This is a genomic window from Paenibacillus sp. MSJ-34, from assembly GCF_018918005.1.
GTDB lineage: Bacteria > Bacillota > Bacilli > Paenibacillales > Paenibacillaceae > MSJ-34.
In genome coordinates this window covers 105,086-121,063 of record NZ_JAHLPR010000011.1, presented here as the reverse complement: position 1 = coordinate 121,063, position 15,978 = coordinate 105,086, and the positions used below count along the sequence as shown (strand labels likewise).

The window sequence follows — 15,978 nt, the reverse complement described above, 5'->3', positions numbered from 1 at the left end:
TTACTCACCCGTCCGCCGCTAAGTTCGCTTCGTAGCAAGCTACAAAACGAACTCCGCTCGACTTGCATGTATTAGGCACGCCGCCAGCGTTCGTCCTGAGCCAGGATCAAACTCTCCATGAAAACGATTATTCTCTTGGCCCGGAACGGGATGTTGAGATATAATCTGGTCGGTTCCATCGGCAGAACCGATAAAACCGAATATGAAAGAGCCGAATAGCTCAAAATTTCGTTGCTGACGAGAACTTGTCGTTCTCATTTATTGTTGCTTAATTCGCTCGTTGTTCAGTTTTCAAAGAACAAATTTTTTTGCTCATCTCCGCTCTTGTTCAGCGGCGACTTAAATAATATAACATATTCAATCTATAAATTGCAAGAGTTTTTTTGCAAGAATTTTTTGTTAATAACAATTCTTTATTTACAAACAAAAAAACTGTTGCAATCCACTCCCCGCTCCCGTAAAAGCAGGAATATGAATATACCACAGTTTGATACGAAAAGTCCAGCTTTATACCGTTGTAATTATTTCCGAATGATGCCCTCGATCATCAAATCCCGCTCCAACGCCAAATTAAAAATGTCTCCGTCGATGGACACCCAAGGCCGGGTCGGGTGGCTGCGGTCGGTAAATACGATTTCTCCCAGTCGGCCGTTATTCAGCCGGACAAGAGCCCCGTTCTGAAACTGCGTTACTTTCACAATAAACGTCTGAACATAACTGGCGTCCAATTTGCCGAACGACTCCTTCGATAACTGCTCAAGCACCGTGAAAGGGGATTGTTTCTTCTTATAAGCGCGATTCAACGTCATGGCGTGATAAATATCGGCCACGGCGACGATTTTCGCATAGGGATGGATTTTATCCCCTTGAACCCCGAGAGGATATCCGCTACCGTCCACTTTCTCGTGATGCTGCAACGCCGCCAATTTCACGCCGTCATTAATGGCGGTTATATTTTTCAACAGTTGATAACCGTACTTCGTATGATTTCTCATTTCCCGCTCTTCTTCCTGCGCTAATGACGCGGGCTTGCTTATAATCGCCGGATCGATCCGCATATTTCCGATGTCGTGCAGCAATCCGGCCAGGGCGACTTGCATCCAATCCTTAGGCCCGAGCCCCACCCATTTGGCCAATAAATAAGAAGTTAAAGCGGATAGCGCCGCATGATGATACATGTAGTCTTCTTCCATTGCTTGTTCGGGCATGAATGTCAAAATATTGTATTCCGATATTCTCGCGAACAATGACTCCAGTCGTTTCCGCAATTCGATAATCGGGATATCCCCCGCCAAGGCGGACGAAAACGCCCGTTTGACGAGAAGAATCGTCTGGTCGTACTCGCTTTGGAACGATTCGGCAATCGCTGGCGCTCTTCCTTCCATCGCCGGTTGCAAATCATCTTCTTGGACCGTCGCCTCCCCTTCTCTTTGGACGGAAACGGTTCGGACCAGAAAGGCTTCGAGAATTTCCAAGTCGCGACTGCTAATCACTCTTCCCTTCTGAAAAAGGACGCTGCCTAGCGGACTATGCACGTCTTCCGCAATCGTATCGCCGGGTTTCAATTCGGATAATAATAATTGAGCCATACGCGTTAAACAACTCCTAAAATCAACCTATGTTTGTCATATATTCATCACATTTTCGGCAAATCCTGCTGGCTGAACCCGTCAATACGAAAAATAAAAAAGGCATGAACCGATGAAAATGGGCATCTTCCTCACCGATCAAGGAAAATGCCCATGTCCCTATAAAACGCTAGCTATTGTTCGTCATCCGCCGACGGGTCGGCGATTTGTTGTCCGTCCGCATCGGATTCGGTTCCTTCAACCGCCGCGCTGCCGTCCAATGCGGATTGCTCCGCATCTTGATCTTCTTCTTCGCTCTTATCCGCGCGCGCAACCGTCGCTACGGAATCTTCCTCGCGAATGTTGATCAATTTGACGCCTTGCGTGTAGCGGCCCATGGTCGAAATGCCGCTCATGCTCATACGGATCAATGTTCCGGACTCCGTAATAATCATAAGGTCTTCGTCATTCTGAACGACCTTCAGCCCGACAACCGGCCCGTTCTTCTCGGTGACATTGATCGTTTTGATCCCTTTGCCGCCGCGGCTTTGGATCCGGTATTCGGACATCGGCGTCCGCTTGCCGTACCCTTTCGATGTAACGATCAATACGTCTTGATCCGGCTGCACGACATCCATATCGATCACTTTATCGTCGTCGTCGATGGCGATCCCTTTCACCCCGGAAGCGCCGCGTCCCATCGAACGCACGTCCTTCTCCGGAAAACGAATCGACATGCCTTGACTCGTACCCATGATGATCTCTTGATTGCCGTCCGTCAGTTTGACGCCAATCAACTCGTCCTCTTCGCGCAGCGTAATCGCAATCAGACCGACTTTGCGAATGTTGGAGTAATCGTCGAGCGGCGTTTTCTTGACGATTCCGTGGCGGGTCGCGAAGAACAGGAATTTATCCGCTTCGAATTGCTCCACGGGAATGACCGCATTGATCATTTCTCCTTGCTCGATCTGAATCAAATTGATAATCGGCGTTCCGCGGGCAGTCCGGCTTAATTCCGGAATTTCGTATGCCTTAATCCGGTACACCTTTCCTTTATTCGTGAAGAACATAAGATAGTGATGCGAGTTCGTCACGAATAAATGCTCGACGAAGTCGTTATCCTTCGTATCCATTCCCATGACGCCTTTGCCGCCGCGGCGTTGGCTGCGGTACGTATTCAAAGGCAATCGTTTGATATAACCGGTATGGGTAATCGTTACGATAACTTCCTCGCGCGGAATCAAATCTTCATCGAGAATGCTCTCTTCGCCGACCGTAATTTCGGTGCGGCGCTCATCCCCGAACTTCTCTTTAATCTCGTTCAGCTCTTCGCTAATGATGTCGAGCACCAATTGCTCGCTCGCCAAGATCGCGCGATATTCTTCGATCTTTTTCAACAATTCCGCATATTCGCTCTCGATTTTCTCGCGTTCCAATCCGGTCAACCGGCGCAAACGCATGTCGAGAATCGCTTGGGCTTGATCGAAGCTTAAACCGAACCGTCCCATCAGCCCTTCGCGCGCTTCCTCATCCGATTTCGACGAACGAATTAATGCAATCACTTCGTCGATATGATCGAGCGCAATCCGCAGCCCTTCGAGAATATGAGCCCGCGCTTCCGCTTTCTTCAAATCGAATTCGGTGCGGCGGCGGATCACTTCAATCTGGTGCTGCAAATAATGGCTTAACATTTCTTTCAGATTCAGAATTTTCGGTTCGTTATTCACGATCGCCAGCATATTAATGCCAAAATTGGATTGCATGGCGGTATGTTTGTACAGGTTGTTCAACACGATGTTCGGATTAACGTCGCGGCGCAGTTCGATGACAACTCGCATGCCCGTGCGGTCCGATTCGTCGCGCAAATCGGTAATGCCCTCGATCTTCTTCTCCCGCACCAGCTCGGCGATTTTCTCGACGAGACGCGCCTTAATGACTTGATAAGGCAGCTCGTGCACAATGATGCGAGCTTTGCCGCCCGACTCTTCAATCGTCGCCCGCGCCCGCATCGTGACGGTGCCGCGTCCGGTCGCATATGCTTGGCGAATGCCTTCGCGCCCGAGAATAAAGCCGGCCGTTGGGAAATCGGGGCCTTTAATATATTCCATCATCTCCAGCGGCGTAAGATCCGGGTTGCGGATTAACGCCTGGACGCCGTCAATGACTTCCCCTAAGTTATGGGGCGGAATATTAGTCGCCATTCCGACCGCGATCCCGGAGACGCCGTTCACAAGCAAGTTCGGATAACGCGCCGGCAACACGACCGGTTCTTGCTCTTCTCCGTCATAGTTCGGAGCGAAGTCGATTGTCTCCTTATTGATGTCGCGCAGCATTTCCATTGCAATTTTCGAAAGACGCGCCTCCGTATAGCGCATCGCCGCAGCCATATCTCCATCGATCGAGCCGAAGTTGCCGTGCCCGTCCACCAGCATATATCGAAGCGAGAAGTCCTGCGCCATCCGCACCATCGTCTCGTAGACGGCCGAATCGCCGTGCGGATGATACTTACCGATGACTTCGCCGACGATTCTCGCCGATTTCTTATAAGGCTTGTCCGGCGACATGCCGAGTTCCGACATCGCGTACAAAATTCTGCGATGCACCGGCTTCAGTCCGTCGCGAACGTCCGGCAATGCCCGGCTTACAATGATGCTCATTGCATAACTCATAAAAGAATCGCGCATTTCTACGCCAATATCGCGATCTTTAATTTGCGAGCTTTTTTCCTCTGCCATGATGGACCTCCTCAATAAAGCGTTTATGCTTTTATATCAAAAATGCCGGTTTTTCCTATATTTACGCTAACATTCATTATATTACTTTCACGAAACAAGTACAATTAAACGTATGCCTACTTCCGAATCGCCTCGTTCTACATACTATGAACCATGAGATAACACGCACAACAGATTTATTATACCACTCAATTCCTTTTCTGTCCTTCGTGAATTAATTCTAAGCGAAAGGTTGATCGCTTTGGCTATTCAGCGGGTATTCAGCAAATGGGCCAAAACAAAGACGCTGCTAAAGAATAGCAAGTTGCAAAACTGTATTCCGGAGACGCGCAAAATGAATGCCGCATCTTTAAAATCGATGCTGGATCAATACAACATGGTGTATGTGAAGCCGGTACGGGGTACGTACGGCATCGGAGTCATGCTGGTGGAAAAACATTCGGGCCAAAGCGGGGGCGCCGATCATTATCGTTACCACGTTGGTACGGAATCGAAAAACTTTGCGTCCTATGAGCGAATGTACCTGTCTCTTATGCCCAAAACTCGAGGCAAACCGTACATCGTCCAGCGCGGCATTCATTTGTTGAAGCATCGCAAGCGCCGTTTCGACATTCGCGTCATGGTACAAAAAAATTTGCAAGATGAATGGGAAACGACGGGGATCATCGGGCGGTTGGCTGCGCCGCAGAAAGTGGTGACCAATTACCACAGCGGCGGTAAACCGCTCTCATTCTCCAAGTTAATGTCGTCGCATCTGAATCCCGCGGAAAAAAAACAGTTGGCCGAAAAGCTGAAAATACTAGGAGTAACCGTCGGCCGGCAATTGGAGAAATCGTATCCCCGCCTGAAGGAGCTGGGACTGGACGTAGCCATCGACGAACAATTCAAGCCTTGGGTGCTGGAGGTCAACACCTGTCCGGACCCGTTCATCTTTCGCAACCTGAAGAACAAAAAAATATTCCGGAAAATGTACCGTTATGCCCTGCATTACGGGCGCTACAAGCCTCGAAAAAAGAGTTGAGAGAAGATGGGAAACCATCTTCTCTCATTATGAACGATAGGAACAATTCAAATTAAATATCCAAATTCTTGACATGTTTCGCATATTGTTGAATAAAATCGCGGCGCGGCTCCACGTTATCGCCCATCAGCGTATCGAACAGCGTATCCGCCTCAATCGCATCTTCGATCGATACTTGCAGCATCGTCCGGCTTTCCGGATCCATCGTCGTTTCCCACAATTGGCTGGCATTCATCTCGCCCAAACCTTTGTAGCGTTGAATGTTCAATTTGACGCCCTCGCCGAATTCCGCGATAATCTCGTCCCGCTGCTTCTCGCTTTCCGCGTAACGGACGACTTTATTGCGTTCGATCTTGAAGAGCGGCGGCTGCGCGATATAGATATATCCGGCTTCGACCAGTTTCCGCATGTAACGGTAAAAGAACGTCAGCAGCAATGTGCGAATATGAGCGCCGTCCACGTCGGCGTCGGTCATAATAATGATTTTGTGGTAGCGCGCTTTGCTCAGGTCGAAATCGTCGCCGATCCCGGTGCCAAGCGCCGTAATGATCGCGCGAATTTCCGCGTTGGACAAAATGCGGTCCAATCTGGCCTTCTCTACGTTCAAAATTTTACCGCGCAGCGGCAAAATCGCCTGGAAGTGACGGTCGCGGCCTTGCTTCGCCGATCCGCCGGCCGAGTCGCCCTCGACAATATACAATTCGCTGATAGACGCGTCTTTCGACGAGCAGTCCGCCAGCTTCCCGGGAAGGGAGCTGACTTCGAGAGCGCTTTTGCGCCGCGTCAGTTCGCGCGCCTTGCGCGCAGCTTCGCGCGCACGCGACGCCTGCAAGCCTTTTTCCACGATCTTCTTGGAGACGGCCGGATTCTCATCCAGAAACTCCTGGAATTTCTCGGCAAAGAACGATTCGACGATACTGCGCACTTCGCTGTTGCCAAGCTTCGTCTTCGTCTGTCCTTCGAACTGCGGCTCCGGAATTTTGACGGAAATAATCGCCGTCAAGCCTTCGCGGACGTCGTCCCCGGACAAGTTGGAATCATTGCCTTTGATCGCATTCGTTTTGCGGGCGTAATCGTTAATAATGCGCGTCAAAGCGCTCTTAAAGCCCGATTCATGCGTTCCGCCTTCATGCGTATTAATATTGTTCGCGAACGAATATATATTTTCGGTGTATGAATCGTTGTATTGCAGCGCCACTTCCACCTGAATGGAATCTTTCGCGCCTTCCACATAGATCGGCGTCTCATGCAACGGTTCGCGGTTGCGGTTCAAATATTCGACGAATTGAATGATTCCCCCGTCGTATTTAAATGTGTTCGACGTATCCGTTCGTTCGTCATGAATGGAAATCTCAATCCCTTTATTCAAAAACGCCAATTCGCGTACGCGGGATATCAGCGTATCGTAATCGTATTCCGTCGTTTCCGTAAAAATATCGGGATCCGGCTTAAACCGTACGATCGTTCCCGTTTCTTCCGTATCGCCGACAATTTTCAAATCGTATTGCGGAACGCCGCGGCGGTATTCTTGCTGGTAAATATGCCCTTTGATTTTGACTTGTACGATCAGATGCTCCGACAACGCGTTGACGACCGACACCCCGACGCCATGCAAACCGCCCGACACTTTATACCCTTCGCCGCCGAATTTTCCGCCCGCATGCAATACCGTCATAACGACTTCCAGCGTGGAACGTTTCATTTTCGCATTTTCCCCAACCGGAATTCCTCGGCCGTTATCGATGACGGTTATGCTGTTGTCCTGGTGGATGATAATGCTGATTTTGTCGCAAAATCCCGCTAAAGCTTCGTCAATACTGTTATCGACAACTTCCCATACCAGATGATGAAGCCCTTTGGCGCTCGTCGAACCGATATACATCCCCGGACGTTTGCGAACCGCCTCGAGTCCTTCCAATACTTGAATCTGGCTCTCATCATACGTATGTTCATTCAAAGACATGCCCTTCACCTACTTCTATAAATTCAGTTGCAACATATCCCGTTTACGCTCCCGCCGTAAAGGAATTCGCCCGCTTCTTCAACGTTGTGGAGGATATCGGCGAATAATACACTTTACTTTTGGTGACGACGATGGATTTCGCTTCTTCTTCTCCGATCATTTCCGCGTGTTTATGTTGATGCGCATGCGCTAAATATTGTTTCGTCAATTTAGACGATTTCTCAATCGTAATATCGAAAATGGCGATAAGCTCCGAGCTGCGAATGACTTTTTCTCCGCCTAAATGTATATACACCGCGCTTCACTCCTAACGCATCACATGCCCTTGCCGGACATGATAAATATTGGCATCCTTCAACTTGCTCGCGTTAATGCTTTCTATGCCGGTCGTCGTAATGAAAGTTTGCACTTTGTTCTGAAACGTCTCGATAAGCTGCGTTTGCCGATATTGATCCAGCTCCGACAGAACATCGTCCAAGAGCAAAATCGGATATTCGCCGATTTCCTCGTTAATCAGCTCGATCTCCGCCAATTTCAACGATAAGGCCGTCGTCCGCTGTTGGCCTTGCGAACCGTACGTCTGGACTTCTTTATCGTTAATATAAAAGGACATGTCGTCGCGATGCGGCCCAACAAGCGTCATTCCGCGCCTCATCTCTTGTTCCTTCATTTGTGATAACTTTAACATAAAATGATCAAATAGAACAGTTTCATCTTCCTCTTCCGCGCGAAAGGACGGCAAATAAGCCATCGAAAACGATTCTGCCCCGTTCGTAATCCCATGGTGTATCGTCGTTGCCCAATGTTGCAGTTTTTTTATAAATTGTTTCCTTTTCAACATGATTTTAACACCGTTTGCCGCAAGCTGTTCGTTCCAAACGGCGAGCAATTCCGATTGATGCCCGCCGTTTTGTTTCAGCATGTTGTTGCGCTGAATCAATATTTTCTGATATTGCTGCAAATGGTACAAATAACTGGGCTGCACTTGCCCGATCTCCATATCGAGAAAACGCCGCCTTATCCCCGGGCTGCCTTTCACGATCTCCAAATCTTCGGGAGCGAACATGACGACGTTGAGCGCGCCGATAAAATTGCTCAGCTTCTTTTGTTCCAGCCCGTTGATTTTCGCTTTTTTCCCTTGCTGCGAAATGGACAGATCCAATGCGACAGCTCCGTATTTTTTGTCGATCGCCGCATGCAGTTTGGCTGCGTCCGCCTCAAACCGGATCAGTTCCTTGTCTTTGCCGGTGCGATGCGATTTCGTCAACGCCAGCACGTAAATCGCTTCCAGCAGATTCGTTTTGCCTTGCGCATTTTGCCCGATAAATATATTCACTTTCTGATCGGTATGAAGTTCCACTCGCTCAAAATTGCGATATTGCTGTAAGTCGATCTGTTTTAAAAACACAACCCGGCCTCCTGCAGTTCAAGTCCGACCGTCCTTTACCCTTGCACGACCTGAAACTCGCCGCATCCTTCCACATGCACGATATCGGACGGATACAGCTTTCGTCCCCGCCGATTTTCCGGCTCTCCGTTCACGCGAACGGTACCTTCCTGCAAGAACGCTTTGGCATGGCCCCCGGTAGCGATACAGTCGGCCAGCTTGAGAAACTGTCCTAACGTAATATATTCGGTTTGAATTTCAACCTGGTTCATCTCGGCAATTCCTTTCCGACCGCAGCCGCCGATCTAGTTCGTCGTACGGTACGGCAATATTAAATGCAAGCTGTCGCTATGTTCCTTCGGAATAATAATAATCGGACTCATCGCCCCCGTGAAGCCTAGAAATATATATTCGCTGTCGATGACTTTTAATACGTCGAGCATATATTTGGAGTTGAACGAAATTTTGAGCGGTTCTCCGGTAAATTCCTTGACATCAAGCTGCTCCGTAACTTTGCCGAGCTCCGACGAGCTGGACGAAATTTCGATCGTACCGTCTTCTTTCGTCATCAGGCGGACGATATTCGTTTTCTCTTCGCGCGACAATAAATAAGCGCGGTCGATCGCATCCGTCAATTTTTTTGTATCCAAAGTTAGTTCTGTTTTGTAGTTTTGCGGAATAACTTTAGAAACATCGGGGTATACTCCGTCCAATATGCGCGAATAGAACAATACGCGATCGATTTTGAACAAAACTTGATTATCGGAAACGACAATTTCAACCAACGTATTTTGATCCGGCACGATTTTGCTTAACTCGTTTAACGTTTTACCCGAAATGACGACATTGTTGAATTGCACGTCCTCATTCGTGTCGAGCCGGACGGAACGGCTGGCTAGCCGAACGCGGTCCGTTGCCATAAACTTCAATTCATTGTCTTTCAGCGTCCATAATATGCCTGTCAGTATCGGCGTGCTTTCATTGGTCGAAATGGCAAACACCGTTTGCTTAATTACCGTTTTCAATAAATCCCCATTAATGGTAATCGTTTGATTTCCTTCAATCGTCGGCAAGACGGGGAATTCTTCCGGATCGAGCCCGACCATTTGAATATCGGTGGAGCCGGAGCGAATAAACGTTTGAAAATGTTCTTTTACTTCGATTTCGACATCTTCCAAAGGAAGCTTCTTAATAATGTCGACAAAAAACTTGGCCGGTAAAACAACGCTTCCCGTTTTTTCGATCCGGGCGATCGTCCGTTTCCCGTCTTCAAGCGGTATGAAGCTTTGAATCGAAATATCGGTATCGCTGGCGGTTAATGTTACGCCTTGATGCGTGACATCGATTTTGATTCCATGCAGGATCGGGATTGTCGTACGGCTCGTAATCGCTTTGGAAACATGCTGTATCGCTTCGTTTAATTCGTTTTTGTAGATCGTTAATTTCATAAAATTCACTCCTCGGTTCCTGTTGTGAGTATCAGTCACACTCAACTCCCGTATATAGTAGATGATTCTTTTAAAATCTTATTAGTAATAGCAGTAGGCACACTGAATATGTGGATAAGCCCTTGAAGCATTCATAAAGGAAGCCTATCCACATGTGTATAGATTGTGCATAGGCTTTTTATTTGTTCACCGTCGTTTCAAGTTGTCGGATTCTTAATTTTTTCGGTTAAATTGTTAATAATTTTATATAAGTTCTCGTCCGTCTCCAGCGTTTGGCTAATTTTCTCATGCGCGTGAATGACGGTCGTATGGTCGCGGCCGCCGAACGCTTCGCCGATTTTCGGCAACGAGTAATCGGTCAGCTCCCTGGATAAGTACATGGCGATTTGACGCGGGAACGCGATGGCTCTCGTTCGTTTCCTCGCCTTGAAATCTTCCAGCTTCAGATTGTAATACTCTCCGACCTTCTGCTGGATATGTTGGATCGTGATCATTTTCGGCCGGCCGGAAGGGATAATGTCCTTGAGCGCTTCCGCCGCGAGATGGGATGTAATGTCTTCGTTAATTAGAGACGAATAGGCGACGACACGGATTAAAGCGCCTTCCAACTCACGGATGTTCGTATCGATTTGATTGGCGATGTACATCATCGCCTCGTTCGGGATATCGAGGTTTTCCGCTTTCGCTTTTTTGCGAAGAATGGCGATTCTCGTCTCCAAATCGGGCGGTTGAATGTCGGTAATGAGCCCCCATTCGAACCGGGAACGCAGCCGCTCCTCGAGCGTCGGTATTTCTTTAGGCGGCCGGTCGCTTGAGATGACGATTTGCTTCCGCGCTTCGTGCAAGGCGTTGAACGTATGGAAAAATTCCTCCTGCGTCTGCTCTTTCCCGGCCAAAAATTGAATGTCGTCGATCAGCAAAATGTCGATATTGCGATATTTGTTGCGGAAACTTTCCCCTTGGTTGTCGCGGATCGCGTTAATAAATTCGTTGGTGAACTTCTCCGAAGAAATGTAGAGCACTTTCGAATTAGGGTTATGTTCCAAAATATAATGTCCGATCGCATGCATTAAGTGCGTCTTCCCCAATCCGACGCCTCCGTACAAAAACAGCGGATTATACGCTTTGGCCGGCGCTTCCGCGACCGCGAGCGACGCGGCATGGGCAAAACGGTTTCCGGCTCCGATGACGAATGTGTCGAATAAATATCTTGGGTTCAACATATGGCCTGCCGGCTCGTCGTGGACGACAGGTTTCGCAGGAGGCGCTTGCGACGGCGCTGCGGCCGGCTCGGCATGCTTCGGCTCGTCAATGACAAAGAAGACCTCGACTTGATTCCCTGTGTACTCCATAATCGTCGAGGCGACCAACTTGGTATAACGGCTTTCGAGCCATTCCACGGCAAATGTTGTCGGTGCGGAGATCGTAACGGAGGAATCGGTAAATTCGACGGCCTTCGTCGCTTTAAACCAAGTATCGAAACTCGGTTTGCTTAATTTGGTTTGAATGCCAGATAAGATCTGTTGCCATAGTTCGTTCGTATGGCTGCTATCCACAGATTGTCAACTCCTTTAATATTCAAATGTGGCGTAGCCATGGGCGATCATTGTCGAAAATCTGAAGAACGATGCGGTATATATCCACATAATTCAACTTTCGAAAAAGTGAATTATCGAGATGGATCGAATTTTGTTCACAAAGTTATCCACAGGTTGTTAATAAGTTTGGGGATTAATCTATCTATTCACAACGAAAAGTAATCTAATCATAGCAAAAGAAGGCTTGTTTTTCAACGGAAATGCGCATATTATCCACAAATTCAATAGGTTGTGTATAAGAAATATCTACACCACAAGATATTGTTTATAACTTGTTGAAATTTCGACAATGATCGCCATTCTTCACTTTTTTTTATTCACAGGCTCTTTTTTGTGGATGAATTTACATGTTTTTTTGCGAGAGAGCGGGAGGATCATTTCGGTTGACTTTTTAAGGCCGGCGTGATTTAATGTAAAAAGGTGTTTTATGCAGAAGTATGAATGGGATTCCCCTTTGAGGAGGTGCAAGATAGATGAAACCGACTTTCAAACCGAATGTGAGCAAGCGTAAAAAGGTTCATGGTTTCCGTAAAAGAATGAGCACGAAAAACGGCCGCAAGGTGTTGGCTGCTCGTCGTCAAAAAGGCAGAAAAGTATTGAGCGCGTAAGCCGAAGAATAACCTTCGAACTTTTAGACGGCTTTATAGACCACTGAAGTGGTCTTTTTTCATATTCTCTTTAGAGATCCACCATTTTTAAGGTTATTTTGTTTATCGCGCAATTCGCTTGCGTATACTTGAAGTATGGTCGTCTTGCGTGTCCATTCCATCATCGGGTTGGGGAGTTTGTCGTGCAAAAAAAGTTGCGTTTGCGGAATAGGGCCGATTTTACCCGGGTATACCGTCACGGGAAATCTTTTGCGAATTACCAGTTTGTCGTTTACTGGTTTCATAAGCCGGAAATCGAACGGTTTCGCGTCGGCATTTCGGCCAGCAAAAAAATAGGTAATGCCGTCGTTCGCAATCGGATGCGGCGTCTGGTGAAAGAAATCGTGCGCGCGCACGAGGCGAAGATCGCCGATCATGTCGACCTTGTCTTTATTGTAAGAAAAGGGGCGGTCGGACTGTCTTACGCGGAGCTGGAAAAGAGCGTGCTGCATGTCTTGAAAAAAGCGGCGTTGACGAAGCGCCGGGAAAGTCGAAATTAGGCGGTTTATTTTTTGGACAACCTCTTGGGCGGACTGTTTCTTTGTTCTGCCAAATATGATATATTTACATTGGAATCGTGACGGATAAGAGAGGAGTTTTGAAATTTGTTCCTGGACAAGCAACGGAATCGGAAATGGATACTGATCATCGCGCTTGTCGTCCTGGCGGCTGTCGCATTGGCGGGCTGTACGCCTACGACGACAACGACGACGACGGAAGATATGAAACAGGGCGGATTCTGGCAAGCAAACGTCGTGTATTATTTCTCGCTTGCTTTGGACACGTTTGCAAAATGGTTCGGCGGTGAATACGGATTATCCATTCTATTACTAACCATTATCGTTCGATTGATCATATTGCCTTTGACAATCAAACAAGTACGCAGTTCCAAAGCGATGCAGGCGATTCAGCCGGAAATCAAGAAACTGCAGGATAAATACAAAAACGATCAACAGAAGCTTCAGGAAGAAACGATGAAGCTGTTTCAGAAACATCAGGTCAATCCGCTCGCAGGATGTTTGCCGCTGGTGGTGCAAATGCCGATTTTCATCGCTTTGTATAACGCGATCTATATGAATTCGGAAATTCGCGATCATACCTTCTTATGGATGCAATTGGGCACGCCGGATCATCTGTTCATTTTGCCGGTCATCGCCGCGATTACGACGTTCATTCAATCGAAAATGATGCCGACGCAAGCAACCGGCCCGATGCAAGTGATGTTCTTTATATTCCCGGTGCTCATCTTCATTATGTCGATGCAGTTTCCGGCCGCGCTTCCATTATATTGGGTATACAGCAACATCTTTACGATCGTTCAGAACTATTTTCTATATAGAAAAGGGTCGAATGATAAGGAGGTACTCCCGGCGAAATGAGAAAAGTCGTTGTATCAGGAAAATCGATCGAGGATGCGGTAAGGAACGGTTTAGCCCAATTGAATACGACAAGAGATCGCGTTACCGTCGAAGTATTGGAACAGCCTTCGAAAGGGTTGTTCGGATTGATCGGTTCGCGAGAGGCGAAGGTCGAAGTTGCATTGCTGCCTGACCCGGAACCGATTCCGGAACCGGCGCCCGAAGATTCATCGGCCGCTGAGCGTCGTCCGGTGGACGAAGCCATCCGGTTTGTGAAAGAAGTGGCGCAATCGATGAAGGTAGACATCGCGATTGAAGAGCAGACGGAGAAGGAAGGGACGATCCTTAATATATCCGGATCCAATCTCGGATTGTTGATCGGACGTCGCGGACAAACGCTGGACTCTTTGCAGTATTTAACGAACATTGTCGCAAATCGTTATTCCAAAAACCATCTACGAATCATTCTTGATGCAGAACAATTTCGCGCTCGCCGCAGGAAGACGCTTGAATCGTTATCGGATCGTTTGGCGGGACAGGTGATCAAGAACCGGAAAGATGTCGTTCTTGAACCGATGTCGCCGCAAGAACGGAAAATTATACACTCCAAGCTGCAGGATCACCCGAAGGTGAAAACGTACAGCGTCGGAGAAGAACCAAACCGCAAAGTTGTAATTACGTTGAAATAATATAGAATGCAATGACTCTAATGATTAGTGCGAGTTCAAAAAGTCACCTTCCAGGCATGCATCGTGATCCAAAGGGGACTTTAGGACAACCTCTACGAGAGTCATTGCTTTTTTTCTAGATGAGAGGTGTATGATATGACACATGATACGATTGCCGCCATCTCTACGGCTGTAGGGGAAGGGGGCATTGCTGTAATTCGGGTCAGCGGTCCGGAATCGGTGCCGCAGGTGGAACGCATATTCAAATCGAAAACGAAATTGACCGATGCGGCGACGCATACGGTCCATTACGGGTTTATCGTCGATCCCGATTCGGGCGAACGAATCGAGGAAGTGCTCGTTACGGTGATGAGAGCTCCGCGTTCGTTCACGATGGAAGATGTGGTCGAGATCAGTTCGCATGGCGGCGTCATTTCCGTGAAAAAAATAATGGATTTGCTGCTGCAGTTGGAAATTCGTTTGGCCGAGCCGGGCGAATTTACGAAGAGGGCGTTCTTGAACGGGCGCATCGATCTGTCGCAGGCGGAAGCGGTCATCGATTTGATTCGTTCGAAATCGGACCGCGCTTTTTCGATTGCGCTCAAGCAGGTGGGGGGGACGCTGTCGAGACGGATTCGCGAATTGCGTCATACGTTGATCGAAACGATGGCGCACATCGAAGTGAATATCGATTATCCGGAGCATGACGTGGAATCGCTCACCAGCGCCTTTATCCGCGAGAAGTGCCAGGCGGTGATGGCCGAGATCGAGCATTTGTTAAAAACGGCGAATGAAGGCAGAATATTAAGAGAAGGAATTGTGACGGCCATCGTCGGGCGTCCGAATGTCGGCAAATCCTCCCTGTTGAACGCGCTGGCCCAAGAGAGCCGGGCGATTGTGACGGATATACCGGGGACGACGCGCGACGTCATCGAAGAGTTCGTGACGATTAACGGGATTCCCCTGAAACTGCTCGATACGGCCGGCATTCGGGAAACGGCGGATGTCGTGGAACAAATCGGAGTGGAGCGATCGCGCTCGGCGCTGCAAGAGGCGGACTTGATTTTGTTGGTGCTCAATCATAACGAGCCGCTGAATGAAGATGAGATAAAATTGATCGAACAAATCGGCAGTAGACAAGTGATTGTCATTATTAATAAAATGGATTTACCGCAAAAATTAGATCTGGATACGGTTCGCGCCCATTTCAACGACGACCGGATCGTGCAGATGACCATTGCCGAACAGAAGGGGATGGACGATTTGGAGAGAGCGATCTCCTCGATCTTCTTCAGCGGTAAAGTGGAATCGAACGATCTGACATATGTCAGCAATGTTCGCCATATTGCGCTATTGAAAAAAGCGCATCGTTCGTTGCAAGATGCTTATGAGGCGACGGAACAGCATATCCCGATCGATATGATTCAAATCGATGTTCGTTCCGCGTGGGAGTCGCTTGGCGAAATTATCGGCGACGCGGTCGGCGATTCATTGATCGATCAAATCTTTTCGCAATTTTGTTTGGGCAAATAATCGACATGCCGTATCGAACATGTCGATATCATTGATTAAAGCGAGTTGAAAA

General features: G+C 48.2%; 14 protein-coding genes and 1 rRNA gene. 6 read left to right on the top strand and 9 right to left on the bottom strand.

Annotation, left to right across the window (positions count from 1 at the left end; translation table 11 throughout):
- From KQI79_RS08030 to gyrA, 3 genes are all read right to left on the bottom strand, one after another.
- Positions 1-122, bottom strand: a 16S ribosomal RNA gene (locus tag KQI79_RS08030); the annotation flags it as partial.
- A gap of 399 nt (positions 123-521) precedes the next feature.
- On the bottom strand, positions 522-1,589 hold the full coding sequence (locus tag KQI79_RS08025; RefSeq protein WP_216537706.1) for an HD-GYP domain-containing protein: 1,068 nt from the start codon (positions 1,587-1,589) through the stop codon (positions 522-524).
- A 173-nt stretch (positions 1,590-1,762) separates the two neighbouring features.
- Entirely contained in the window at positions 1,763-4,303 is a 2,541-nt protein-coding gene (gyrA, locus tag KQI79_RS08020; protein ID WP_216537705.1) for a DNA gyrase subunit A, read from the bottom strand.
- 232 nt (positions 4,304-4,535) lie between these two features.
- On the opposite strand from gyrA, the gene KQI79_RS08015 reads away from it, so the two are divergent.
- Entirely contained in the window at positions 4,536-5,324 is a 789-nt protein-coding gene (locus tag KQI79_RS08015; protein ID WP_356711636.1) for a YheC/YheD family protein, read from the top strand.
- Between the two features lie 52 nt (positions 5,325-5,376).
- On the opposite strand, the gene gyrB is transcribed toward KQI79_RS08015, so the two are convergent.
- The 6 genes from gyrB to dnaA all read right to left on the bottom strand — a co-directional run bounded on the left by gyrB (position 5,377) and on the right by dnaA (position 11,678).
- Positions 5,377-7,287: a DNA topoisomerase (ATP-hydrolyzing) subunit B gene (gene gyrB, locus KQI79_RS08010; RefSeq protein ID WP_216537703.1), complete on the bottom strand. Its 1,911-nt coding sequence runs from the start codon at positions 7,285-7,287 to the stop codon at positions 5,377-5,379.
- Between the two features lie 43 nt (positions 7,288-7,330).
- Positions 7,331-7,582 (bottom strand): extracellular matrix regulator RemB, encoded by a 252-nt coding sequence (remB, locus tag KQI79_RS08005; protein ID WP_216537702.1) that lies wholly within the window; start codon positions 7,580-7,582, stop codon positions 7,331-7,333.
- 12 nt (positions 7,583-7,594) lie between these two features.
- Positions 7,595-8,695 carry a DNA replication/repair protein RecF gene (recF, locus tag KQI79_RS08000; RefSeq protein WP_216537701.1) on the bottom strand — a complete coding sequence of 367 codons (1,101 nt, stop codon included), beginning with the start codon at positions 8,693-8,695 and terminating at the stop codon, positions 7,595-7,597.
- Positions 8,696-8,730: 35 nt separating this feature from the next.
- The gene (yaaA, locus tag KQI79_RS07995; protein WP_216537700.1) at positions 8,731-8,946 is read right to left on the bottom strand and encodes a S4 domain-containing protein YaaA; all 216 of its coding nucleotides are present in this window, start codon (positions 8,944-8,946) and stop codon (positions 8,731-8,733) included.
- Positions 8,947-8,979: 33 nt separating this feature from the next.
- Positions 8,980-10,122 carry a DNA polymerase III subunit beta gene (gene dnaN / locus KQI79_RS07990; RefSeq protein ID WP_216537699.1) on the bottom strand — a complete coding sequence of 381 codons (1,143 nt, stop codon included), beginning with the start codon at positions 10,120-10,122 and terminating at the stop codon, positions 8,980-8,982.
- Positions 10,123-10,319: 197 nt separating this feature from the next.
- Positions 10,320-11,678 carry a chromosomal replication initiator protein DnaA gene (gene dnaA / locus KQI79_RS07985; RefSeq protein WP_216537698.1) on the bottom strand — a complete coding sequence of 453 codons (1,359 nt, stop codon included), beginning with the start codon at positions 11,676-11,678 and terminating at the stop codon, positions 10,320-10,322.
- Between the two features lie 515 nt (positions 11,679-12,193).
- On the opposite strand from dnaA, the gene rpmH reads away from it, so the two are divergent.
- The 5 genes from rpmH (at position 12,194) to mnmE (ending at position 15,926) form a co-directional block, all read left to right on the top strand.
- Positions 12,194-12,328, top strand: a complete 135-nt coding sequence (gene rpmH, locus KQI79_RS07980) for a 50S ribosomal protein L34 (protein ID WP_040735642.1) — start codon at positions 12,194-12,196, stop codon at positions 12,326-12,328.
- A gap of 182 nt (positions 12,329-12,510) precedes the next feature.
- On the top strand, positions 12,511-12,867 hold the full coding sequence (gene rnpA / locus KQI79_RS07975; RefSeq protein WP_216537697.1) for a ribonuclease P protein component: 357 nt from the start codon (positions 12,511-12,513) through the stop codon (positions 12,865-12,867).
- A gap of 105 nt (positions 12,868-12,972) precedes the next feature.
- Positions 12,973-13,746: a YidC/Oxa1 family membrane protein insertase gene (locus KQI79_RS07970; RefSeq protein WP_216537696.1), complete on the top strand. Its 774-nt coding sequence runs from the start codon at positions 12,973-12,975 to the stop codon at positions 13,744-13,746.
- Positions 13,743-14,414, top strand: coding sequence for an RNA-binding cell elongation regulator Jag/EloR (jag, locus tag KQI79_RS07965; RefSeq protein ID WP_216537695.1), 672 nt, complete (start codon positions 13,743-13,745; stop codon positions 14,412-14,414). Before KQI79_RS07970 ends, jag begins: the two co-directional genes overlap by 4 nt.
- A gap of 135 nt (positions 14,415-14,549) precedes the next feature.
- Positions 14,550-15,926, top strand: coding sequence for a tRNA uridine-5-carboxymethylaminomethyl(34) synthesis GTPase MnmE (gene mnmE / locus KQI79_RS07960; protein ID WP_216537694.1), 1,377 nt, complete (start codon positions 14,550-14,552; stop codon positions 15,924-15,926).
- Positions 15,927-15,978 lie beyond the last annotated feature (52 nt).